Source organism: Actinoplanes sp. NPDC051475 (genome assembly GCF_040689425.1).
Lineage (GTDB): Bacteria > Actinomycetota > Actinomycetes > Mycobacteriales > Micromonosporaceae > Actinoplanes.
The window spans coordinates 233,327-256,037 of sequence record NZ_JBFAZZ010000002.1 but is presented as its reverse complement, the minus strand read 5'-3'; the positions used below and the strand labels follow the sequence as shown (position 1 = coordinate 256,037).

At 69.2% G+C, this 22,711-nt stretch carries 17 protein-coding genes and 1 tRNA gene; 11 read left to right on the top strand and 7 right to left on the bottom strand.

Going from position 1 to position 22,711, the window contains the following annotated elements; all coding sequences use genetic code 11:
* Window positions 1–19: 19 nt before the first annotated feature.
* From AB0368_RS05680 to AB0368_RS05665, 4 genes are all read left to right on the top strand, one after another.
* Window positions 20–1,210, top strand: coding sequence for a DNA polymerase III subunit delta' (locus AB0368_RS05680; RefSeq protein WP_366152603.1), 1,191 nt, complete (start codon window positions 20–22; stop codon window positions 1,208–1,210).
* A 107-nt stretch (window positions 1,211–1,317) separates the two neighbouring features.
* Window positions 1,318–1,644, top strand: a complete 327-nt coding sequence (locus AB0368_RS05675) for a YbaB/EbfC family DNA-binding protein (protein WP_366152602.1) — start codon at window positions 1,318–1,320, stop codon at window positions 1,642–1,644.
* Complete coding sequence (locus AB0368_RS05670) at window positions 1,644–1,940, top strand: type VII secretion target (protein WP_366152601.1); 297 nt, start codon at window positions 1,644–1,646, stop codon at window positions 1,938–1,940. The genes AB0368_RS05675 and AB0368_RS05670 overlap by 1 nt, the downstream gene beginning before the upstream one ends.
* Window positions 1,940–2,554 (top strand): hypothetical protein, encoded by a 615-nt coding sequence (locus AB0368_RS05665; protein ID WP_366152600.1) that lies wholly within the window; start codon window positions 1,940–1,942, stop codon window positions 2,552–2,554. The genes AB0368_RS05670 and AB0368_RS05665 overlap by 1 nt, the downstream gene beginning before the upstream one ends.
* 95 nt (window positions 2,555–2,649) lie before the next feature.
* On the opposite strand, the gene AB0368_RS05660 is transcribed toward AB0368_RS05665, so the two are convergent.
* Entirely contained in the window at window positions 2,650–4,380 is a 1,731-nt protein-coding gene (locus AB0368_RS05660; protein ID WP_366152599.1) for a hypothetical protein, read from the bottom strand.
* Window positions 4,381–4,516: 136 nt separating this feature from the next.
* Here AB0368_RS05660 and ricT point away from each other — a divergent pair, with 136 nt between their 5' ends.
* The gene (ricT, locus tag AB0368_RS05655; protein WP_366152598.1) at window positions 4,517–5,353 is read left to right on the top strand and encodes a regulatory iron-sulfur-containing complex subunit RicT; all 837 of its coding nucleotides are present in this window, start codon (window positions 4,517–4,519) and stop codon (window positions 5,351–5,353) included.
* Window positions 5,354–5,391: 38 nt separating this feature from the next.
* On the opposite strand, the gene AB0368_RS05650 is transcribed toward ricT, so the two are convergent.
* Window positions 5,392–7,095 carry a metallophosphoesterase gene (locus AB0368_RS05650; RefSeq protein ID WP_366152912.1) on the bottom strand — a complete coding sequence of 568 codons (1,704 nt, stop codon included), beginning with the start codon at window positions 7,093–7,095 and terminating at the stop codon, window positions 5,392–5,394.
* 190 nt (window positions 7,096–7,285) lie between these two features.
* Here AB0368_RS05650 and AB0368_RS05645 point away from each other — a divergent pair.
* From AB0368_RS05645 to AB0368_RS05630, 4 genes are all read left to right on the top strand, one after another.
* Window positions 7,286–7,362, top strand: a tRNA-Thr gene (locus tag AB0368_RS05645).
* Window positions 7,363–8,120: 758 nt separating this feature from the next.
* Window positions 8,121–8,762, top strand: a complete 642-nt coding sequence (locus AB0368_RS05640) for a hypothetical protein (RefSeq protein ID WP_366152597.1) — start codon at window positions 8,121–8,123, stop codon at window positions 8,760–8,762.
* Entirely contained in the window at window positions 8,716–10,365 is a 1,650-nt protein-coding gene (locus tag AB0368_RS05635; protein ID WP_366152596.1) for a hypothetical protein, read from the top strand. The genes AB0368_RS05640 and AB0368_RS05635 overlap by 47 nt, the downstream gene beginning before the upstream one ends.
* A gap of 43 nt (window positions 10,366–10,408) precedes the next feature.
* Window positions 10,409–11,602: a restriction endonuclease gene (locus AB0368_RS05630; RefSeq protein WP_366152595.1), complete on the top strand. Its 1,194-nt coding sequence runs from the start codon at window positions 10,409–10,411 to the stop codon at window positions 11,600–11,602.
* 61 nt (window positions 11,603–11,663) lie between these two features.
* Here the strand turns inward: AB0368_RS05630 and AB0368_RS05625 are convergent, their stop codons facing one another.
* The gene (locus AB0368_RS05625) at window positions 11,664–12,629 is read right to left on the bottom strand and encodes a hypothetical protein (RefSeq protein WP_366152594.1); all 966 of its coding nucleotides are present in this window, start codon (window positions 12,627–12,629) and stop codon (window positions 11,664–11,666) included.
* Between the two features lie 18 nt (window positions 12,630–12,647).
* Here AB0368_RS05625 and AB0368_RS05620 point away from each other — a divergent pair, with 18 nt between their 5' ends.
* Both AB0368_RS05620 and AB0368_RS05615 read left to right on the top strand, forming a co-directional pair.
* Entirely contained in the window at window positions 12,648–13,211 is a 564-nt protein-coding gene (locus AB0368_RS05620; protein WP_366152593.1) for a hypothetical protein, read from the top strand.
* A gap of 10 nt (window positions 13,212–13,221) precedes the next feature.
* Window positions 13,222–13,755, top strand: a complete 534-nt coding sequence (locus tag AB0368_RS05615) for a hypothetical protein (RefSeq protein WP_366152592.1) — start codon at window positions 13,222–13,224, stop codon at window positions 13,753–13,755.
* 83 nt (window positions 13,756–13,838) lie between these two features.
* Here the strand turns inward: AB0368_RS05615 and AB0368_RS05610 are convergent, their stop codons facing one another.
* The 4 genes from AB0368_RS05610 to AB0368_RS05595 are packed head-to-tail and all read right to left on the bottom strand — an operon-like array spanning window position 13,839 to window position 22,546.
* Complete coding sequence (locus tag AB0368_RS05610; protein WP_366152591.1) at window positions 13,839–14,273, bottom strand: hypothetical protein; 435 nt, start codon at window positions 14,271–14,273, stop codon at window positions 13,839–13,841.
* A complete protein-coding gene (locus AB0368_RS05605; RefSeq protein WP_366152590.1) occupies window positions 14,243–14,374 on the bottom strand; it encodes a hypothetical protein in 132 nt (43 codons plus the stop codon). The genes AB0368_RS05610 and AB0368_RS05605 overlap by 31 nt, the downstream gene beginning before the upstream one ends.
* A gap of 14 nt (window positions 14,375–14,388) precedes the next feature.
* Window positions 14,389–14,640 carry a hypothetical protein gene (locus tag AB0368_RS05600; RefSeq protein WP_366152589.1) on the bottom strand — a complete coding sequence of 84 codons (252 nt, stop codon included), beginning with the start codon at window positions 14,638–14,640 and terminating at the stop codon, window positions 14,389–14,391.
* 34 nt (window positions 14,641–14,674) lie between these two features.
* Window positions 14,675–22,546 carry a SpvB/TcaC N-terminal domain-containing protein gene (locus tag AB0368_RS05595; protein ID WP_366152588.1) on the bottom strand — a complete coding sequence of 2,624 codons (7,872 nt, stop codon included), beginning with the start codon at window positions 22,544–22,546 and terminating at the stop codon, window positions 14,675–14,677.
* Window positions 22,547–22,711: the final 165 nt, after the last annotated feature.

Here is a 22,711-nt window from a genome sequence, read left to right as displayed (position 1 = left end):
GCGAGCGAGAATCGACGCCATGACTGTGTTCGCCGACCTGGTCGGACAGGACGAGGCCGTCGAGACCCTGAGCCGCGCCGCGGCGGCCGCCGCCCGGATCGTCGCCGGGGAGACCGGTGCGCAGGGTGCCATGACCCACGCCTGGATCTTCACCGGCCCGCCCGGCTCCGGCCGTTCCGTCGCCGCCCGCGCCTTGGCGGCTGCCCTCCAGTGCGAGCGGGACGGCATCGGCTGCGGCGAGTGCCACGGCTGCCACACCGCGCTCGGCGGCACCCACGCGGACATCAGGTTCGTGGTCCCCGAGGGCCTCTCGATCGGCGTCAACGAGATGCGGGCGCTCGTGCTGCGCGCCGGCAGCGCCCCGTCCGGCGGGCGCTGGCAGGCGGTCGTGATCGAGGACGCCGACCGGCTCACCGAGGCGGCCGGCAACGCGCTGCTCAAGGCGATCGAGGAGCCCCCGCCCCGCACGGTGTTCCTGCTCTGCACCCCGTCCACCCACCCGGACGACATCTCGGTGACGATCCGGTCGCGCTGTCGCGTCGTACCGTTGCGCCAGCCGTCGGCCGAGGCCGTCGCAGATGTTCTTGTACGCCGGGACGGCATCACCGCCGACGTCGCCGCCTGGGCGGCCGCGGCGGCCCAGGGCCACGTGGGCCGCGCCAAGCGCCTGGCCAGGGACTCCGACGCCCGCAGCCGCCGCGAAGCGGTCCTGACCGTCCCCCGCCGCCTGACCGGCGTGGGCGCCTGCTTCGACGCCGCGTCGTCCCTCATCGAGGCGGCAGAGGCGGAAGCGGCCGCAACCTTCGCCGAAACCGACAGCGCCGAACGCGCAGCCCTCGAACAAGCCCTGGGAGCCGGGGGTACGGGCAGAGGCGCGGCAACCGCAATGCGCGGCGCGGCAGGGCAGATCAAGGAGCTCGAGAAGCGCCAGAGGTCCCGCCTGACCCGCTCCCAGCGGGACGCGCTCGACCGGGCCCTCGTGGACCTGGCCGGGTTCTACCGCGACGTGCTGATCACGACGCTGCGCGCACCGGTAGGCGTGGTCCACACCGACACGGCGGCGCAGTCGTCGGCAGCGGCGTCGAAATGGTCACCGGAAAGCACCCTGCGACGCCTCGAAGCGGTGCTCACCTGCCGCGACGCCATCGAGCAGAACGTCAAGCCGAGGATCGCGGTAGAAGCGATGATGCTCAGCCTCTGGCGCGGCTGACGCTTATCCACAGGGGACGTCCACAGGGGATGCGCCGGGGTCGCCCGACCGGGTACGGTTCGGTGCCGTAACGCCATCAAAGCGGTACGCCCGGTAAGGAGCCGACGATGCCCCGCGAGATCGACGAGGCGTGGATCGACGAAGCCATCGAGCGTTACCGCCGCCTCGACATCCTGCGGGCGGAATTCGACAAGGCCGTGGCCTCCCACGTCGTGTCGGTCCACTCCCCGGACGACTCGGTCGAGGTCCTGGTCACGGCGGCGTGCGACATCACGGACGTCCGCATCCGGGGAAGCCTGCAACACCGGAACGCGACGGAGCTGGCCCGAGAGGTGCAAGCGGTGGTCACCAACGCAACGGAAGCAGCCCGCTGGGCCCGCGACAAACTCCACGACGAGATCTTCGGCGCCTTCAGAAGCCTCGGAGACCGCTGATGGAACCGCTTGCCACGAGTCTCGAGTCCGCAGCCGACGCCCTCACGACCGTGGACCGCTCGCTGCCGGCCCACGTCGCGTCGCCCGGTGCGTTCGGAGCGGACGACGAGGGCATCCCCGGTCGCGTCGGAAAGCAGCTGCACGACCACTGGCGTGCGGTCCTGGCCGCCCGATCCCAAGAAGCCGCCGACACCGCGAAGCACCTGCTCGACCTCGCCGCCGACATCCGACTGACAGCGAAGACATACGCGGAGACCGATGACGAGACCGGCCGCCGCGTACGACGGGGCATCTGATGGACCGGTTGGATCAGCTCTTCGACACGGCAAGCCCTCTCCTGCGCCGCGTCGACGCACTACTGAGTGCGGGTGGCGCGCCGCCCGGCCACGGAGTCTGGGTGCAGCTGCGCCGCGTACGGTTGCTGCCCGGCGACGCGGCGCGCGCGGTAGCGGCCCTTCGGCCGGCTGATCTCGGCGACGCGGGGCCGGAGCTGCGAGCGGACGCCGGGGCCTGCGCGGTGCTGGCCGCGTCGTTGCCCCCGCCGGGGGAGTGGTCCGGCACGGCGGCGGAGGCGTACGACCATGCCCGGCAGCGTACGGCCGATCGCCTGAGCGGCGAGTTCAGCCTGGGGGCACGCCTGCAGGCGTCGGCGGATCTGGCCGAGGCGCTGGCGGGCTGGATGCGAACCACCCGGGACGGGCTGGCCTCGGTGCTGGCCGAAATCGTGGGCTCCGCCGAGGCGATCGTCCTGGCCGCGGACAAAGTGGATATTACGTCACCCAGGGAGATCATGGCCGCGGCGGATGCGGGGGAGAAGATCCTGGAAGCCGTCGCCGACGCCTACGACGAGGCCGTCGACCTGGTGCGCACCTCATCGGAACTGGCCGAGCCGCTCGCAGCCGGCCGCTGACCGAACCCGCAGAGCGGGCCCGGCATGACTGCGGCGCCGCTCTCGGATTTACCGGTTCCGAAAGCGGCGCCGCACCCCTGCCTTACCGCCACTTGTCAGGAGCGGGACCGACCCCGCAGCCCAAAGATCAGCGCCGCCGCGCCCGCGATCAGCAGCGCCACCCCGCTCAGAGCGATCACATCCACCCGCGGCCCGGTGATCGGCAAGCCGCCGGCCTCACCCGCGGACACGCCACCCGCCGACACGCCACCCGCTGACTCCGGGGCCACGGCGGCCGCCTCCAGCACGCCCATGTCGAAGGCGACGCTCTCGGCGTACCCGGGCTCGGTGCGTCCGTCCGACGAACCGTGCGTGATCGTCACAGAGAGCGCAGCCGCCCGGGCCGCGATGGCCCGGCCCCGCGAAGCCTGGCGGACGTCACCCAGCGAGATCCGCACCCGCGTGCCCGGCTCACCAACGGGGACGGCCTCCGAACTGGGCGGCGCGACCTCGGGCAGCCCGGGTACCTCGGGGAGCGGCAGCGCGTCACCCGAGTTGAGCGGGCCACCGACGACCGGAAGCTTGCCGAGCAGTCCGGTCGGGGCCGACTCGGGAGCGGACCGGTGAGCAGAATCGTCGTAAGTGATCACGATGTCGTCACCGGCCGTACTGAGCCGCTCGGTCTTGAACCCCCGCCCGGACACCTCGACCACCGCCGGGATGTAACGAACCTCACCACCATCCTGAATGGACATGCTGGCCCGCAGCGACGGTGCCTTGATCACGTTGACCTCGACGGCACCGTCGAGCAGTTCGAGATCCCCGCCCTGCAACCCGGCCGTGGCCACCGTCGCCGCAGCCGACCCGCGCCGCTCCAGCTTCGTGGTGCTCTCGCTTTCCACCTTCCCGGGTACGCGAACAAGCGCCGTATCACCATCAGCACCAATCCCGGCGTCCCGCAGCCGAGCCGTAGCGCGAGTGACATCGCCGACCGTAGCGCCGCACGCCATCCCGGCCTCCCACCGAGCATGGGTGGTCATCGCCCCGGCACCGAGGCTCACCGGCCCGACATCGGCCGCGCCGGTCGACCGGCGCTCCGCCTCGGCATTGGTCGGCGGAGCCTGCTGCTGTACGGCCTCAGAAAGCTCACCAGGAGTCTCATCGCCGCCGGCATCAATCATGCGCGCCACGGCAGCGGAACTGATCGAGGCCTGCGCCACCATCGCCGACTTCGCCTCGCCGACATGCACCTCCTCGGTGCCGCCCGACGCCGTGCTCGGACCGTTCCCGCTCTTCCCGGCGGCGCCACTCTTCTTCGAAGCGTTCGGCCCGACGCGCAGTTCAGTGAGGCGAAGAATCTGGCTGCCGGACTGCGCGGAATACCGTTCCGCCTGCTCACACGGAGCGGGCGCGGCGCTCGCCGGCAGCGGCACGATCAGCATGCCGACCACACCCGCTGCGCCCGCGGCAGCCACCTTCCGCCCCCGCCGTCCGCTCCCCGCCGCCGCAGCCGACGCCGGCTCGGCGATCGCGGCCGCCGGATCAACCTCGGCGAACTCGCAGGCCGGGGTGATCGCAGCGGTTTCGAACGCCTGGCTCGCAGTAGTTGCTTCTGCGGCCTGGTTCGCAGGTGCGCCTTCCGACGCCCAGCTTGCCGCGGCGGCTTCCGATGCCTGACTCGCGGCGGCGGTTTCCGATGCCCGACCGGATCTTGCGGCCAGCATGCCGAGCCGCAACCCCCGACCAAACGTGACGATGGCGGGCACTCCGGTCATCCAGCTTCGCAGCGAGCGAGCGGGCCGGGCGGGTTGCGCAAGATCATCCGATACGGGCACGGCGCGCGTCATGAAAGTCCTCCCCCAAGGATGCCGCGGCGAGCGGCGTCTACGGGACTGCACAACGAGGTTCGATGCGGGGGGTTGCGCGTATCTATGTAGTTCTGTGGCGTTTCGCACGCCCGGTCCGTCGCCGTAGGGTGGGGACATGGGCATGCTGTGCGCGGTCAGCTTCAACCGGTACGGGCGCCTCTACTACCTCGACCCGGGCGAGTTCTCGCCGCAGGTGGGCGACCGGGTGCTGGTCCCGACCGACGACGGGCCCGAGGTGGCGGAGTGCGTCTGGGCGGCGCAATGGGTCAGCGAGGACACGGACGGTTTCCCCAAGGTCGCCGGCCTCGCAGACGACCGCGACCTGCGCCGCGACGACCTCCTGAGAAAGCGGAAGGCCGAGGCGAAAGTAGCGGCCAAGAAACTGATCAAGGCCCACGAGCTGCCGATGAAGGTCGTCGCGGTCGACCATGTCCTCGAACAGGGCGGCACGGGCGGCGCGCGTACGACGATCTACTTCACGGCCCCGCACCGGGTCGACTTCCGATCCCTGGTCCGAGACCTGGGCGCCACCCTGCACTGCCGAGTGGAGCTGCGCCAGCTCTCGGCCCGCGACTCGGCCCGAGTCCAGGGCGGCATCGGCTCCTGCGGCCGCGACCTCTGCTGCGCGACGTTCCTGACCGACTTCGAACCGGTCACCATCCGCATGGCAAAGGATCAGGACCTCCCCCTCAACCCCCTCCGCATATCGGGCGCCTGCGGCCGGCTGATGTGCTGCCTCAAGTACGAGCACCCGCTGTACCAGAAGTTCCAGGCATCGGCGCCGGCCATCGGCAGCAGAGTCACGACCCCGGAGGGCGACGGGCGAGTGGTCGGCCACAGCGTCCCCAAGGACGCGGTGGTGGTACGCATGGACGCGGACGGATCGCGCTGCTCATGCAGCCGGGCATCGGTCTGCGGCCCCCGCCAGGCACACGACGAGCAGTACAACTGACGCGGCGTCGTCCTGGCCGGCCAGGCGATCGGCTTTGGTCAGGCGGTTGCCACATCACCTCTTTCGGGGGCGGGCGCGCCTGTGGGGCCGTTCAGCATGATGGCCGGCTCGATCAGGTGGGCAGTCAGCGGCTCGTCCGGCACCAACCATGGGCTGTCGGGCGCACCGTTCGGCTCGGCGTGCCACTTGCGGCAGATCTTGTCCACGCCGAAGGGATAGATCGTCAGGGTGCCGTCCGCCGCGATGTGCATCCTCAGGAAGCTCTTTGAGTCTTCGATGCCCTGTCCGGCGAACAGCTCGTTCACGTTCACGTCGAAGAGGCTGGCGAGCAGCAGATACAGCGCCACGAGTTGGGTGGCCAGGAATGCGATCACCGGGCCGTACAGGATCGCCGCTACGACGAGGGGGCCTGGCCAGGTCCAGTCGTGGAAGGGGAGCTGGAGCCAAACCCAGGTGCCGCCCGCCGCGAGTGCGATCTGGGCGAAGCCGTGCACCAGACCGAGGATCCAGTGCCGGGCGTGCTTGTCCTGGTTGGCGCTGGGCGGCTGGGCGAACATGACCGTGCCGGTCAGGATCACCACCATCATGAAGACCAGGGGAATGCTGAAGAGCCGCTGGAGGATGCCGCCCTGGCTGGCCGCGCCCGCCATCGCCAGCATGGTCAGCGTGTGGATGATGCCGAGCATGCTGGCGAAGCCGGGGTTGCGAGCCGGGACCCTGCGGAAGACGCCCCAGCTCATCCGCCGCGAGTCGGCCGCGCTGGGGTAGCGGGACGCGATCTGGTAGTCCCGGCTGGGGCTCGCACTGCGGGTCAGGGTCTCCTTCGGCGGCACGGTGAGGCTGTCCGGCAACTGGTGGGTCGCCAGTAGGTACGCGCCGCCGCCACCGCAGGTGATGAGCTCGCGGTCGGCGCCGGTGTAGCGGGCGTAGTGGTGCAGATCCCCGGAGACCAGCACCCGCACCTGCGCCCCGGTCGGCGCCAGGATCGTACGGATGAAGTAGTCGACCGAGTCGTACGCCTCGGGCTTGTTCGCCGCCTTGACCCACGTCGGTGACGGCGTCATGAGGATGATCCGGTCGTCAGGGCCGAGCGCCCCGGCCGCCTTCTCGAAGTAGAGCAGCTGCGGGTCGTCGATGTACGCGCCGAACTGCTCGTCGATGCCGAACAGCCACCAGTTCGCGGGCAGCCGTACGGCGAAGTAGGACCGGCGTTGGTGGGTGCGCCAGCCTCCGATGTGGCCGTCCTTGCGGCGGGCGAAGAGGCGTAGGAACGCGGTGAGGCCGTCGTACCAATCATGGTTGCCCGGCAGGGCGAAGAGCGTGGGTCGCGGACCGTCGGCGGGAGGCTCGGGGAGGGCGGCCCGGTAGGGGCCCTTGGTGCGATTCTCGTATCCGTCGCCGTTGGCGACCGGATAGACCTGGTCGCCGCCCATGAGCAGCACCTGGCCGCGAGGCAGCACCCGCCCGCCGACCTCCAGCCCGGGCTGCGCCAACAGGTACGCCACCGAGTAGGTCGCGTTGAACCCGTCGCCGAGGTCGGCCACGTAATCCAGCCAGAGCTCGCCGTCGATGCCCGGCTGCTCGAAGGACTCCCCGGACAGGGCGTTCTGCAGCTCCCGCTTGTCGAGGTAGGCCCCGAACAGGATCGCCAGCAGCGTCCGCAGCCCGGTGTTGAGCAGCAACAACGGCGCCAGCCACCCCACCGGCCGCTGCGGCGTGAAGCCGAGCTGCTGCGGATCCATGCTCACCGGCCGGCGCGCCCGGGAGGGCTCGGCCTCGGCGGACCGTGGACGGGGCTGCCGGGCGGGCTGTTGATCGGTCACGTTTCGCAGACTAGCCCGGAGTATGACAAGGATCGTCCGGTTCCGGGCGCGCCGCGCCCCCACCCGCGACGGGAGTCGGGTCTGGCATGCCGTACACTCAATGACCGTTGCCGCCTTAGCTCAGTCGGCTAGAGCGACGCACTCGTAATGCGTAGGTCGTCGGTTCGATTCCGACAGGCGGCTCCACGGTGAGGCCCTGACCAGCGGAAACGCTGGTCAGGGCCTCACTTTTTGCCATGCGAATTTGAATCGCCCCCCGAAAACCCCCCAGAAACGCGGGCGCGCGACCGGGTTCGACAGCCCGCATCGCGTGGCTGTCGGGGGTCTGTGTGGGGCGACGCTTGGGGTGGCGGCACGGCCGGACGGTGGGGCTGTCGACGATGGCTGCACTGTCTGGGGCGACGGTGCTCTGCGATGCCGTTCTCGTGGACGTGGGGCCCTCGCTCGTGCGGGGTGCTGCCGTGGTGATCGTTGACCGGAGCGAGGACCGACCCGGGTGGACCGGCCAATGGGCAGCGCACCGGCACAAGGATCGCTGGCTCGCCACGCATACTGTGACGCTGGCCACTCAGCCGTGACATGGCGAGCGGCCAAGCGTTCCCGGTATGGGTTCCTCTGCCTCACGGTTGCGAGAAGTGATCGGCTGAGGCATCACACCGTCGCTCAAGGAACAAGCTGAATAGCTGGGGGTTCGGTGGAGTATCGGGGCATCCGCGTGCGTGCACGGCCGCCGCGGTTCGCGGTGGCATACCGCCGAGGTGACAACTGGTTGCTCCACGCCCGTCGGGTGGTCGCGACCATCTGGTCCGTGTGGGGTGGCGCTGGGGTGCCCCTGCCGTTGGACGAACAGGACCAGGCAGGCGAGGAGGTTCTCAAGCTCCTACGGCTACACGACCCCGACATGGTCGCGCAGCACATCGTCATGCGCGACGACCTCGCGCAGCGTGGACCCCGAGGAGCGGGGCCGGGTGGTCGCAGCTCGCGGTCGGGCTCACGAAGGCCCGGATCAAGCTTGGCAGTGGTTACGAACGGAGCCTGTCGACCAGGAACCGACGTACGGGGCGGCGACGCAAATTGGAGCGTATTGCTCACCCTTCAAGGAGATAGGAGCGTCGGAACAGGTCTTCTCCGAGGCGAGCATCGTCCTGCACGACCGTGTCAACGGCTCCAACCGCGAACTCCCGACCGTTCATCACCGACCGGGCGCCCCGGTCATCACGCTGGATCTCTCCGCCGAGGATGTCGACGTCGCGCTCATGGTGGAGAGCCGGATCGGCGCCATCGACCCGGTGGCGCGATGGGCCGGCGACGTTCTGGCGCTACCGGTCAGCCAGGACGACATCCCGACGCTGATCAGGCTGGCCATCACCGGCACTCTGCGCGGCGCGTCTTGGGACTTGGACGCCCTCTACCGCGCAACCGGAGCCGATGATCGAGATCAGCTCACCGCTGCGGCGTTCCTGAAGCGCGTCCCGGCTAAGGCATGCCCGGACCGAGACGACGGAGTTGAGCAAACTCCCGGGGCCGCCGATCGTGTGCGTGGTCGGGGACAGCGCGGACGATCATGCGCTGGCAATGTTGTGTGATCGAGTTTTCACGCTAGGTGCCTGGGTTCCAGCGCGTCTGCTTGCTGGCGAGTCGCCGTACCGGATCGAGGCGCTGAACGCTCTCCGTGTCCTGCAGCAACTTCCCTCGACGCCGGTACGTCCCATCTTGTTGGTCAGCACCACAGAGTCGATCGAGAGCCTCCAGGTGCTTGCCGATGAGCTGGACGGCGAACCAGTCATTATGGCGCGATTCGACGCTGAACCGGCTCGCCGTGCGACACCCCGCCGCCCGTTCAGGGCGGTGGCACTGTCAACTCTCACTCCAAGCCGCGGATGGAAGCTGATCTCCAGTGATCTTCCCGACCGTGCGCTAGGGCAGCCAACTGCACGGATCGGCGACGGGATCGACCTCCTCACTCCTGTGGATCCGCCCATGCCCGGTATCACCGCCGAACTCGGTCAGGAGATCTCTTGGGTGATCGACGTGTCGCTCAATGGGCACCAACCTCCGGCACGGACAGGGCTTCCAGTCTCCAGCCTCACGGCGTTCTCCGGCGCAAGTTCCTTCACGAGTTGCCGAGCGAGCCGGGACGGCATCTCGTACCTGTCCACGAACTTCGGGTTGTCAGTACCGGGAAACCGGCACGCCCGGCCACTGCTACGTTTCCCCGATGCTGAACAGATCTTCCACGACCTCGCAGCCGCTGAGGGCGTGACGATCGAGCGGTCCGATGCCGGCCGTCGAGCAGCAAACGCCGCGGACCTATGGGGCTCCCTCCCCGCGATGGCCGCAGACCTCCGTGGGCCGGTCCGCAGAGCTCTCGACCTCTTTCTTCCCCCTAAAGGAAAGAAGGACGGTGACTACACCCGGGGATACGCAATCCGTGGCGGAGGCTTCGTGGCTCTTGAGGACATCACGGACCATGCCGGTTTCGACAAGATCCAAGCTCGTGCACTGGCTGACCGGCTAACCCAGCTCAAGGTTCTGCGACGGGGCTTCCTGCTTAACTGCGAACGATGCCGCTACGAGGCGTTCTACCTGCCCGGTCACGTCGGGCAGAACTTCACGTGTCAGGGTTGTGACCACGTCAGCCCGCTCGCGTTCGGGCGCTGGTACACCGAAGACCCTGAACCGCACTGGTACTACCGCCTCGACCATGTAGTTCGGAACCTGTTGGCCCAGCACGGCGATGTTCCCGTCCTCGCCGTGCATGGGCTCGCTGACAGAAGCCAATCGTTGCTGTGGTGCCCGGAGATTGTCCTTCGAGGTGAAGGCTTTGAAGCTGAGCTGGACATCTGTTCCGTTATCAACGGCGAGATCCATGTCGGAGAGGGCAAGTCCAACAACAGTCTCAAGGGCGATCTCACCCTGGAGAAGGCCGCCAGCAAGCTCGTTCGGGCGGCCCGAATCACGACAGCCGACGTGATTGTGCTCGCCACGAGCCAGGACGGCTGGGCGCGCGGCAATCGGGAGGCCGTCGAGGCCGCGCTGGATGAGCAGTGGACGATCGGTCCACGCCCAAGGGTCTTGGAGATGGTCCGCGTTGGCGTGGACCCGCCTGACGAGACAGCGAAGCGACATCCGCAAGCTGAGGATGTCGCTGCGGGAGGAGGTAGGTCGACGTCCGCCGGCACAGGCTGATGACTCCGAGGGCCTGATCGAGCTGATGCGACACAATGGCGGCATGGCGTTGGCTGATGCGCTCGCGACCTACGACCGCGTTGCTCTCAACTTGGACAAGCTTGATCGAGTGTGGGACCAGATGGTCGCGCTCATCCCGGACGGTCCGTTCATGGGCGCCGGTAGCCCAGATGAGGATCTCTATCAGGAACTCGCTGAAACCTGGGAAGAGCTGGCTAGCAGCTTGCCTGCGATCAACGGGTGGCAGATCACTGCCAAGATCGTCGACTATGCCGCGATCGGACAGATCCGGCTGGACTACCTCGACATCGCGGAGCCGCCGGCAATTCCAGCCTTCAACCGAACGGTGCACGCCCCCGGCGCCCAGGCGAAGACCTACAGGCGGAAGCTCATGCGTGCGCGCCAGGAGCTTGTCCGTCAACGTGCTGAAGAACTGGTCGCGACGATCGACGCCGCGCTGGCGGCAGTGCCCACCGCGGACGATGAAGCCCTGCCCCCCGAGCAGGCGACCCCGGTCCTCGATCAGGTGCGGGAGGCGTTCAATGAACTAGAGCGGCTGTTGGGTGACGCGCTCAACAATGCCCCTCGTCACCATGACCTGCGCCGCCACCTTCGCTTCGGCGAACCGCACGACGCGCACGACATCGCCACGTGGGACTGGCCGACGCTTCGCCCGCACATCGAGCAGGCGGTTTACGGCGACGCGGCACCGGTTCCGGTGGAAGTCAGTGACCTCGGCGCGCTGGCAGCCACGGCCGGGTCCGCACCCGTGCCTAGCCGGGTGCGCTGGGACCGTCTGGATGCCGACGGCTTCGAGCGACTACTGGGCCGAATACTTGAGCACAGCGGCTCCTACGAAGGGATCAACCGCCTGATGGCGTTGAACTCCACCGATGCGGGCCGGGACTTGGAGGCGTACCGGGTGGTGACGGACGGGCTGCTGACCGCCACACGGGAGCGCACCATCGTCCAGGCGAAGCACTGGTCAAGCAGGAGTGTCAACGCCACCGAGGTCGCTGACCTCGTGCACGCCAAGCTGCCGGGATGGGAGGGCGAGCCGGTACGTCGCCTGATCTTCGCCACCTCAGGATCCTTCACGCAGGAGGCGGTTCGGTGGATTGAGAAGCACAACGCCGGAGGCCGGCGGCCGTTCATCGAGGCGTGGTCTGCGGCGGAGTTGGAGGTGCTGCTCCGCCGGTGGCCGTCACTGCTGGCCGAGTTCGGGTTGATCGACTGATCCGGCGCCTATGCCGGGCTTGTCGTGCTCCCGAATCGGCGGTGATGGTTCGGGGCGAGTGTCATGCCGGCTTGGCTGCTGGATCGATGCGGTGCCGGCCGAAGAGGTCACCGAAGAACGAGGCTACAACTTCGTCGGCGCTGCCCTGCTCCTGGCAGAGTTCGTACCCTCCGAACCGGTATACCTCGTATCCGGCCAAGCGAAGGCGGCGGTCCTCGGCAACCATCTTGGCGTACAACCGCGGCTGTGCCTGCCCCGTGTCGTCGGAGTAGTGCTGCTTGCCATCGATTTCAATCACGATGCGCTGGTCGAGCGGAAGCAGCATGAGGAAGTCCATGCGCTGTCTCGATAGTGGGCCGGGCCTGTCCAGGCGACTGCGTTGCGTGTAGGGGTCGTAGTGCAGGTATACCTGCGGGATCAGCGCGGGTACCCGGTCCATGTCGTGCAGGCCGTGCAGCTCGTGGTAGGCCCGGAAGAACCGACGCTCCGGCTCGGATGCCAGCGATCGGGCGAGGCGCTTGAACAGCAGCCGGGCAGGGTAGACGAGTTCGTCGCCGGGCGGCATACTTTGGGTTTCGCACCACCAGCGCACCAGATCGGCCCAGCTCAGACCGTCTGTCGGCAGGGGACGGTCGTAGATGAGGCAGTGTTCCGCGTGCTTGACGATCTCGATGACGTTGTTGACTGCGTCGCGCAGCACGAGTTCCGGTTTTGGTCCGTCCGCCGCGAAGATCAGGTTCTTGAAGTCGCCCGAGACGCCTCGCGCGCCAGCGCGGTTGACGAGCTGTTGGAGGGCTTCGTCGGGGTGGTCCTCCAAGATCCGTACCGCGAGGGTCAGTAGTTGGGGAATCTCCCATTCTTCGATCCGGCGCAAGACGTACCACTTCTTGCTGGCATGCGCCTCATCTGTGTCGCCCGGGGGGAGACCGTAGCGCGTACAGGCACGGGGGAGCTGATACGACCTCAGGTGATACAGCGCGGCGGCGATCGCCTCGCGCAGCTCGTGGGCACGCACCCGTTGGGTCACCTCCGCAGGGTATCGGCCGTGCGTGCCGCCGGCCGATACGAATCTTGCGTCCGGGTCGGCTCGGGAAAGCGTGACGAGCGGCCAGAACCGGAGGCTCCGGAGCTGCTGAAACACCTCATGAGGATGCTGCGCTTCGCCCGTCAGATGACGCCGGCTGTCTGCCGGTACCTTGCGACACGCACCGATCCCGCTCCGGTGATCGCCGCCTTCGACAACCTGCTGACGTCCAGGGCCTACCTGAACCGCTGGCAGTCTTGGTGGCTGCAATCGGCGATCGCCTCCCACTCGGCCTTCGGGACCGGTGATGGCGCCGCGCGGCGGATCAAGTGGGTTCGCGCCGCTCTCGACGCGCCCGGACAAGCCGCGACGCCGCGCGCCTACGCCGCACTCACGCTCGCCCGCCACGGCCAGATCGACGCTGAAGGGCTACTTCGTCTGTACGACAGGACAGGTGCTACAGCCCGCCCGTTGTTGGTCGCTGCCATCGCTTTGACAAGGCCCACCAACCGCATCAGCAAGGCGGTCACCCACGACAACCGGCTGCACCGGTGGGTGTACGACTGGGCGCCCACCGGTGCCTAGCACGGCCGGCATGACCGCCCTGGGCGAGGCGGCACTCGGCCAGCTCCTCGTCCGCGTCGCCGACTACCGCACGCTGCTGCGATTGTCAGAGGAGCAAACCTGCAGCGACCGGGGCCGACACCTTCGAGACGCGGCTGTTGTGCGGCACGGCAACGCGCTCACCGACCTTGTCGCCGTCCTGGAATCCTTCACGGTTGCTCGCCTGCTCAACCTGCGACCGGCGATTTCCCACAACCAGGTTATGAAGTGGACCGACCGCCTCAAGATGTGGAAGAACCAGGGCGGAGTGGAACTAACTACCTTCACCCACATGCAGGCCGTTCTAGGCTTTGTGGAGGTCCGGAACGCCCTGGAGCACGGCCTCGGGCGGCTCACTGAGCGTCAACTTGCCCAGCACCGGGACGCAGTACTGGCGTATATCGCCGCAGCCGGAGTGCGGCTCGATGGCGACCGGGTACTGATTGCACCTGAGGATGTAGGCAGGTGCAGCGATGTGGGCGGAGACTTCATACGATTCCTGGATCTCAGCGCGCCCAAGACGTAGCACCGCTCGGCAATGGAAACCGCGCGGGTGGAGCGCGAATGCAGAGCTCGCTCAGTGTGACAGCCCGGAGCCCGGGACGGGCATCACGCACTGCCCACCCCGACTGGCCGTCCTGGCGTGGGCCATCGGTGGCCTACTTCGTACGGCGCCCGCCGCCCGAACGCGCGGCCGGGGCCCGCGCCGTCCGACTGGTCGGCGCCGAGCCGCACCGTCCCGTCGTTGTCGTGGTGATAGGCGACGATTCGCAGACCTCTGCTGGGCGTGCCGGACTGGTCGAGCACTCGGCCCGCGATGACGTACTCGCGCGGCGGCGGGGGCGGCTCGCCGGGGAAGGCGCCGAGTTCGTCGAGCTCGTTGTTCATCGCCGTGGCGGTCTTGTCGCGCACCTCGCCGCTGGTGTCGAGGCCGGCCTTCTTCTGGAAGAGGCGCACGAGCTGAATGGTGACGTCGTTGTACCTGGCGGTCAGCCGTTCGGCGGCCAGGCGGGTCACGAAGAACTCCAGCTCCTGGCCCTGCACGCCGAACCAGCGCGTTCCAGCATCAGGCGCAGCCCGTCCTGCAGGTTCACGACATCCGGGCCGGACATGCCCGGCAGAAGGTCGAAGGTGATCGGGTTCATGGTTCGCCACCTCGCTAGAACGGTGAGTACCGCAACAGGTCTTTAGGCAACGTCTTCGGGTCGAACTTGAACGTCCGGGTCTTGGTGTCGTAGCTCCCGTCGGGGAAATCGATGTCCCGGAAGTCCTTGAGCCGGACCGGGGCGGGGTCGGTGCTGCCGACCGTGGCCGGCGTGGTGGTCCGGACAGGAACGGCCTCGCCGCGTCGACGGCGGCGTGCGCCTCCTTCGGCAGGAAGTCCTTGACGTACTTGCGGGTGGCGGTCCACGGCGTTATCTCCCTGTGTCCGAGCCGTCCGACGGCTAGATGATGTTGTCCCAGTACGGGTCGCGAGGGATGATCGGCGGCACCTCACCGGGCACGAAGTCGCCCTTCCAGTCGAAGTAGCCGTACTTCTCGTTCCGCTTGCCGATCTCGCGCATCCACTCGAAGAAGCCGAGCTCCTGCACCGTGCCGGCCTTCTCCCCGCTGATGTAGGTCTTCTGGTAGTCGTTGAACAGCAGGCCCTCGCGGATCTGGAGGGTGTATTCGCCGTACTCGTCCTTGAGGCCAGCGACGCCGGCCCGTCCCGGGCTCTGCTCGGCGATGTGCAGGTCGCGCGCCATCTTGTACGCGTCCCAGATCGGGGCGACCGAGTTGAGCGCGCCGATCGCCTTGCCGCCGAGTCCCTTCGCGACGCCGCCGAGCTTGCTGCTGGGCCGGATCTCCTCGATAGGTACGCCGCCCGACTGCTTGCGGAAGCCGGTCTTGTCCGCCACCCGGCCCTCGCCGATCTTCTGGTCGAGCATGTCCTCGAACGCGTTGGCGGGGTTCTCGCCCTTAAGCTTCTGCCACTCCGGTGGGGAGGTCGGCTCCTTGGCGATGCCGATGTCAGCGGTGCGCGCACCCTTGGGCTGGCCGCCGGGCTCGACGTCGACGCTGATGACTTTCTTCTTGTGCACGCCGACCTCGGGCACCAGCTTCCGGCTGGCCTCACCGAAGTGTCCCCCCTCTTGGCCCTTGGCCGCGGCGCCCGACCGTTCCGTGATGTTTCGGCGCAGCGCCTTTCCCCCCTCGATGCCCTGCGCCCCGCTGTATTTCAGCCGCAGTTCCTTGGCCTGTTTGGAGTTTCCAACGAGCTTCTCCAGCACCTTGCCCTTGGGCGGCGGCAGTTCCTTGCCGCCGCTGGTGGCCTTGACCTCGCCGGTCCCCAGCTTCTTGCCGGCCTCGAACGCAGCCTCCCGGGTCTCGAACGCGGCGACGTGCTTGGGGTTGTTGCCGCCGCCCGCCAGGCCGTCCGGGTCGAACAGCACCATCGGGTTGTCGCTGACGTACTCATACGCGTTCACCCCGGACTCCGGGGCAGCGGGATCGCAGCTAGTCCAGCGGGCCAGCCACGGCGCGTAGTAGCGGGCGCCGTGGTAGGACAGGCCGCTCTCCTCGTCGTGTTCCTTGCCGGTGTACCGGTACCGCTTCGGCGTCTCGGTCGCGCTGCGCACCGCCTGGTACGTGGTGCTGCCGTACGGTGTGTATTCCTCGTACGAGATGATCTGCGCCTGGTCATCCAGCTCCAGCAGCACCGAGCCAAGGTGCCCGCCGAGCTGGTAGCGGATCAGTTGTGCCGGCGCCGGGTCGTTCGCGCCGGTGCCCGGGGTGCGCGTCTCCACCAGCGCGATGCGCCGCGTGTCGTCCATCAGGTGCAGGGTCTCCCGCTGCAGGGTCAGCTGGCCGGCTCCGTTGCGGCGACGGAACAGCTCGAACCCGCCGAGGTAGATGCGTTCCTCGGTCAGCCCGGGCGCCTTCTCCCACACCTTGCGGACGCGCTCGCCGGTCGCGTCGTAGGTGTAGTAAGCGTTTCCGCCGCCGCCCAGGTCGACCCGGCGCACGTCGTCGCGGTCGTTCCAGTAGACGTTCTGTGCCGGGTCATTGCCGCCGAGGTGAGGCATGCGCGTCATGTTGCCGTGCTCGTCGTGCCAGTACCGCTCGGTGGGGGCGTTGCCGCCGGCGAGCGCCGTGCTGGTGAGCCGGTTGCCGGTCTTGGCCGCCTCGAGCAGGCTGGCCTCGCCGCAGGTGAACTCGCGGGTCCAGCCCGCCTGCGCCGAGTCGCTACCCCGGTGGCGCAGCTCGAGAACGTTGCCGGCAGCGTCGTACACGTATGACTCGGTGTAGGCCCCGACCGCGTCGCCGTCGTTGTCGGCCCAGGCGATGCCGACGCGGCCGCCGTCGCCGGCACTGTGCGGGATCGGGGCACCGCCGGCCTGGCCCAGGTGCTCCCGGCCGGTCGCCTCGATCAGCCGGTACACCGCGTCGTAGATGTAGCTGGCGCTGGGCTCGACCCGACGGTTGCGGAAGAACACGGCCTGCTGGGCCTCGTCCCGGACGTGGGTGACGTTGCCGACCGGGTCGTAGGTGTACTGCAGGTTCTGCACCCGGCACCCCGGCCAGCCGGCGGGCGCCGGATCGGGGCAGTCGTTCGGGAAAGCGGCCGGCGGCCGCTGCGTCAGCAGCGCGACCAGGCGGAGGCTGCGGCGGTCGTAGCAGTACGAGGTGGCGGCGCCGTTGCCGTACCGGATCAGCGTGCGCTGGCCCTTGGCGTTGTAGTCGATGTCGGTGACGAACGGCGTCCACACCGGCTGGCCGCCCGCGGTGGCGCCGCGCAGGTTCGCGTCGACGCGTTCCAGCAGGCTGGCCTCGTTGTAGCCGTGCCGCACGACGCTCCCATCCGGCGAGGTCAGAGTCATGGCCCGGCTCAGCGCGTCGTAGGTGGAGCGGCTGGTGAATGTGTCCGCCTCAACCAGGGGCGCGTGCGCGGCGTCCACGGCGGCGGGATCCAACGGGCCCGCCGCGTCCGGCGCCGGCAGCGCCGCGTCCAGGGCCGGCCAGTCGAGCGCGGAACGGTACTCACCCGCCAGCCGCCGGGAGTGCCCCAGCAGGTTCCCCTTGAAGTCGCGTTCCTCGTTGCGCAGCACGCCGGCCTGGTCGGCGTGCAGGTACAGCGCCCCGCGCAGGTTGCGCGCCTCGCCCGCCGGGTGTTGCTCCCCGTAGACCAGCCGCTCGGTCAGCAGTTCCCGCGTCGGCGCCTGGTCGTCGGCGCCGGTGACGAACACACGCGCGGGCCGGCGCAGCGGATCGTATCCGGTGCGGACGGTGTGCCCGCGACTGTCCCAGGACCGGATCGCGTTGCCGGCCGCGTCGCTGAGTGTCCAGCGCCGGCCGGCCTCCATGCCGGCCTGCCCGATCCGGTTGCCCAGCAGGTCGTAGTCGTAGCGCAGGACGATGCGGCCCAACGGGTCGCCGGCCTGGACGACCCCGTCCCGGATCGCGCGGTGGTTCCCCTCGATGTCCAGCTCCACCCGGCTGGCGTAGGTCTCGGCCACGGTGGCGCCGTCGCGTTCGAACCGGTTGCGCGCCTGGGTAAGGAACGGCCGGCCAAGCCCGTCGAAATGGGTGGAGGTGGGCGTGCCGGCGTGCACGGCGGCCTGCCGCGCGGCCGCCTGCTCCCGGGCGTCGGTGCCGGCGGCCTGCCGCTGCGACCACCAGGTCTGCCAGGTGGCCGGCTGGGCGGCGAAGTAGCCGCCGACGGAGCCGCGGATGTGGGGATCGGACCGCGGGTCGCCAGTCTCGTCGCCGCGCGCCGCGACGGTGTCGTTACGGTCGTAGTCGACCTGCCGCCAGGCGTCGAAGACGACCTTCTCGTACGTGTGGTCCGGGTGCAGAGTGGCGACCGGCCGGTCCAACGGGTCGTAGAAGAAGACCAGGCTGACGCCCACGCGGGTGCCGAACTCGAAGCCGTGGTTGTCGCTGAAGAACGGCGCGTACTGGCGGACCGCCCGGCCCTTGTTGTTGAACACGGTCCAGCCGCTGGCCACCCAGCGGGGACTCACGTCCGCGGCCGTCAACTCCGGCTCGCCGTCGGCGCCGAGGATCACCGCGCCGGCCGCGTCGCGGCGGGGTACCGGCCCCGGCTCCGCCTGGATCTTCTTCTGGATCTCGCGCCCGAAGCCGTCCGAGTAGGAGAACGACTGCTGGATGGGGGTCTGGGCGCCGCCCGGGTCGGCGTCGTGCACCTCCCGGGCCAGCGTGTGCGCCGACGCGGGCTGCGGGTGGTCGTCCTGCCGGGTCAACTCGTAGGCCAGCAGGTCGTACGAGAGCCGGGTGGTGGCGCGGGCGAGCGCGCCCCGCGGGTCGGCGAGGACGTCCGCGGCGGACAGGTCCGGATCGAAGCTGTCCAGCGAGTCGCCGCGGTTCTCCTCGGGCTTGCCCATCACCGCCGTGCCGACTAGGAGCCCCGCGGCGTCGAACGCGAAGCCGGTGCGGTTACGGTTGGCGTCGGTCACGAGGGCTGGCTGCAAGACACGGTAGTCGTAGCCGGGCCTGGCGGCGTCGATGTCGCCGTTGGCCTTACGCTGCCCCACCGTCATCCGGTTGCCCACCGGGTCGCGGCTCTGTCGGACGAGCAGGTCGTAGTCGTCGAACCCCACCGTCGTGGTCTGCCCGAACGCGTCCCGGTGCCGGAGGCCGAGGAAGAAGTGATCGCGGGCGTAGCCGAGCTCCTGCGCGGCGGTGTCGCTCCCGTTCGCGGAGAGGAACACCCGACCGGACGGGATCCACCAGTGCCCGTCGCCGTCGAGGTCGACGTAGCCGCCCCGGTCCCCGCCCTGCCCGCCGAGGACCGTCCCCGGGTCGGGCAGCAGCGCCTCCGCGGGCTGGCCGGCGCGGGGCCGCTGGAACACCGACGCGAGCAGCCCGGGCGTGAACGTGAGCTGGTAGCTTTCCCCCGGAATGGCGCGCGCCTGCAGCACGCCCGCGGCGAGCAGCGCCGTCAGGTCGTCCCTGCGCAGGATGGTGCGGACCCGTTCGATGAGCCGCCTCTGCCGGCCGTTTGGCGGCTGCTGCTGCTCGTACGGGATGTCGCCGTCGAAGACGTGCACGAGCCGCTGCCCGTCCCGGCGGACCAGGTCCTCGGCCCGGAACCGTCCGGCCCGCCCGGTGGGCGGGTAGCCGGTGAGCTCGTACATTCGGGTCTCGCAGGGCACCGGGGCCCGGTAGTCGTCCCCGACGGTCACCTCGTCCGCCTCGGTGACCGGGTTGGTGACGGCGCTCTCGGTGTAGGTGACCCGGGTGGCGGACTGGTTGGCCCGGTCGGCCGGGGCCAGCGAGGTGTCGGGGCGACGCCGGCCGTACCCGATCGACGCCGACTTCAGCACCGTGCCGAACGGGTCCACATCGAGCACTAGGTCGTGACCGATCCGCGGATCGGCGACCGGCTGTCCGCCCGTGACCGGGTACAGCGTCCGCTCGTAGCGGTAACTGATCGACTCGCGGGGGTGGGTGAGGAAGACGCCGTGCCGCTGGCCGCGCTGGGCCTGCAGGACCTCCACAATGTAGTTGCTCTCCGTGACCGTGAACGGCTGCTCCTGCCGTTCGCCGCCGTCGAGCGCATACACCTCCCGCCGCAACACCGTCCCCTTCAGCGCCCGGCACGCCTCGCGCTGCTCATCCGGTGTCGGCACGGACGGCACCCGGGTGCCGTCCGCCCGCAGCAGCGTGTCCGGCAGGACCGTGTCGTCGAGCAGCAGGGCCTCCAGTTCGGCCGGTGTGCGGCCGGGCTCCCGGTAGTACTCAGCGGTGTAGTGCCGGGAGATGCCGCGCTCCGGCAGGAATGCGCCGGTGTGAAACCACGTCCGGGTCAGCACCGGGGGCACGTGCGAGCCGGGCTCGGCGTTCGAGGCGGCGAGCAGGTCGCCGTCCGCCGTGAAGGCCCCGAACTCGTCCGTGTCGAACTGCTCGACCAGGCCGAACCCGCGGAACTCCCGTTCCACGTCGTCGAAGTATCCGTGGTGGTACGCGTAGCGGGTGACGAACCGGTTCCGGCTGATCCGGTCGTCGGTGACGACGCGCTCGACGACGTGCACCGGGAACGGCAGCCGGGTCACCCACGGCCGGCCGGCCGCCTTGTCCGCGAGGTAGAACCGGGTGGAGGGGGCATAGCTGATGCGGGTCTCGGCGCCCAGGTCGTTGGTGAACGAGACGAGCAGGTGCGGCTTCGTGCCGCCCATCAGGTCGATGTACCGCAACGGCCGCCGCGCGTGCGCGGGCAGCGGAGACGACCAGACCAAGCAGGCGGTGCCGGTGCCGAGCAGGTCGGCCGTGGCGACGGTGGAGACGTTGTCGACCGCCGGCACCTGGTCGAGCGGGTGGGCGGCGCTCCACCGGTTGCCGGACTGGTTGAACCAGATGCGCACACCGTCGACGCCGAGGTAGATCAGGTCCGCGGAGCCGGTGCCGTCGACGTCGGCCAGCCGGACGCGCCGCTGGTCGAAGCCGTCGACGCGGTCGAACAGCGGGGCGTCGTCCATGGTGACCTTGGCCCCGAACCGGCCGTAGCCGAGGTTGGGCCAGTAGCACACCTCGCCGTTGCGGATCCGGACCAGGTCGGTGAGGTCGCCGGACATCGACGCCAGGTAGACCGACTGGGTGCCGTCGGTGAAGACCAGCCGCGGGCCGGTGTCCTCGTCGTGGCTCTGGGGCACCTTCCGGGCCTCGCCGAAGCCGTCCTCGCCGAGCGAGGGGTACCAGACGAGGGCTTCGTTCTCGGTGAGCAGCGCGTCGGCGTGGCCGTCGCCGTTGAGATCGATGAAGCGGAGGTTGCCGTCGTCCCAGCGGATATTGGGCAGCGACCGGAACGGGACCGGGCTGGCCCAGCCGCCGTCGTCGGTCCGTTCCGCGAATCCCGGCGTCGGGCCGGCGAACTCCACCAGGTCGAGCTGGCCGTCGCCGGCCAGGTCGAGCAGCTGCGGCCGGCCCAGCGCGGCGGTCGACGGCATGGCGGCCACGGGTCGCAGCGGCCCGAACCGGGCATCGCCGAGGCCGGGCTTGTAGTACCAAGCGCCGACCTGCTGGGTGAGGACGCCGGCCACCCCCTCGCCGTCGAGATCAACCAGCTGGTACTCCCGGCCGTCCGCCCCGACCGGCAGGTTGTCCACGTCGTCGACGGTCCGCAGCGTTCGGTCGATGGTCGGGACGGCGTACTCGAACTCCAGCGGCGGCAGCGACCGCGCGAGGTGGCCACCGCCCTTGCGGCGGTAGCCAGTCAGGGTGACGGAGGCGAGGAACGACGCGAGCGGGTCGCCGTGCCGGGTGTCGTTCGGCCGGGCGGGCGGGCGGTAACGCAGGTCGAGGGAACGGACCAGGCAGTCGTCGCCGACGTCCGGCTCCTTGGGGAAGTGGTGGAACATGAGGATCCGCTGGCAGAGCCGGTAGGTGCGGACCTCGAAGCCGGACCGGTAGGACGAGAACGGGTCGCGCCGGCACAGCCACGCGCCGGTGTCGCCGGGCCGGGGCCGGGTGGCGTGGTGCTCGCCGTAGTCGAGGACGAGCTCGAACAGCCACTTCGTGGTGGCGAACGCCTGGGCATTCAGCCGGCTGGCCACGTTGCCGTACCGGACCGACTTCAGATACCGGTTCGCCGTGCGGGCCCCGGCGGGACGGTTGCCTTCGTGCGCCTGCGCGAGGTCGACGTTCGCGTCGTCCTCGGGCTTGTAGCCGTAGACGACGGCGTTGCCCTTGTCGTCGAAGCTCTCGCTGACGAGCCAGGTGAAGATCTGTTTAATGCCGCCCGTAGCCGGGTCGGCTGGCCCGAAGACGCGGGACTCGTCCGTGCAGCCGTAGAGGGTGGTGACGTTGTCCCGGCTGATCGAGCGCCAGTGGGTGTCACCGCTGTGGGTGTGGGTCCAGCGCTCGATGCGCGCGAATGTGCCCTCGATCCGGGGCCGATAGCGCCGGACCTCGTACTTGTCGGTGCCGATCGTGCGCTCCCGGAGGTCCGGCATGCCGTCGGTCCGCAGCACGGGTACCAGATCCTCGGCACCGGCGAGCAGGAACACGTCGGACTCGTGGTCGTCGTCGTATGTGGGCAGGCCCTTGTCGGTCTTGCGGCTGATGGCCGGCAGGGCGACTGTCCAGCCGAAGCCGAATGCGCTCTTGCCAGTCCCCGAGTCGTACGCGAGATTCAGCCGCGGCCCGAATCCGGACCGTCCCGCGCTGGCGGGCAGGGGCACCGAAACGGAGGCGGTGCCGGTCACCGGGTTCGTGGCGAACTTCTCCCCTATCCCGCGGATCGCCCCACCACCACTGGGCAGCGTGATCGGCGGTGGCGCCGTCGGCCCGCCGTGCGGCCGTGTAGAGACGCCCACGTCAGAAGGCAGGGTCTTGGAGCTTCGTCCGGGGAGAGTCATTTCTTGCACCCCAATGTCGGCGTGGGTCTGCACTCGCTGATGGGAACTGCTGCAAGTAGATGCGCCGAAACGGCCACAAACTTCGACGTCGTTCTTACCGCGATCCGGCTTGCCTATGGGTGG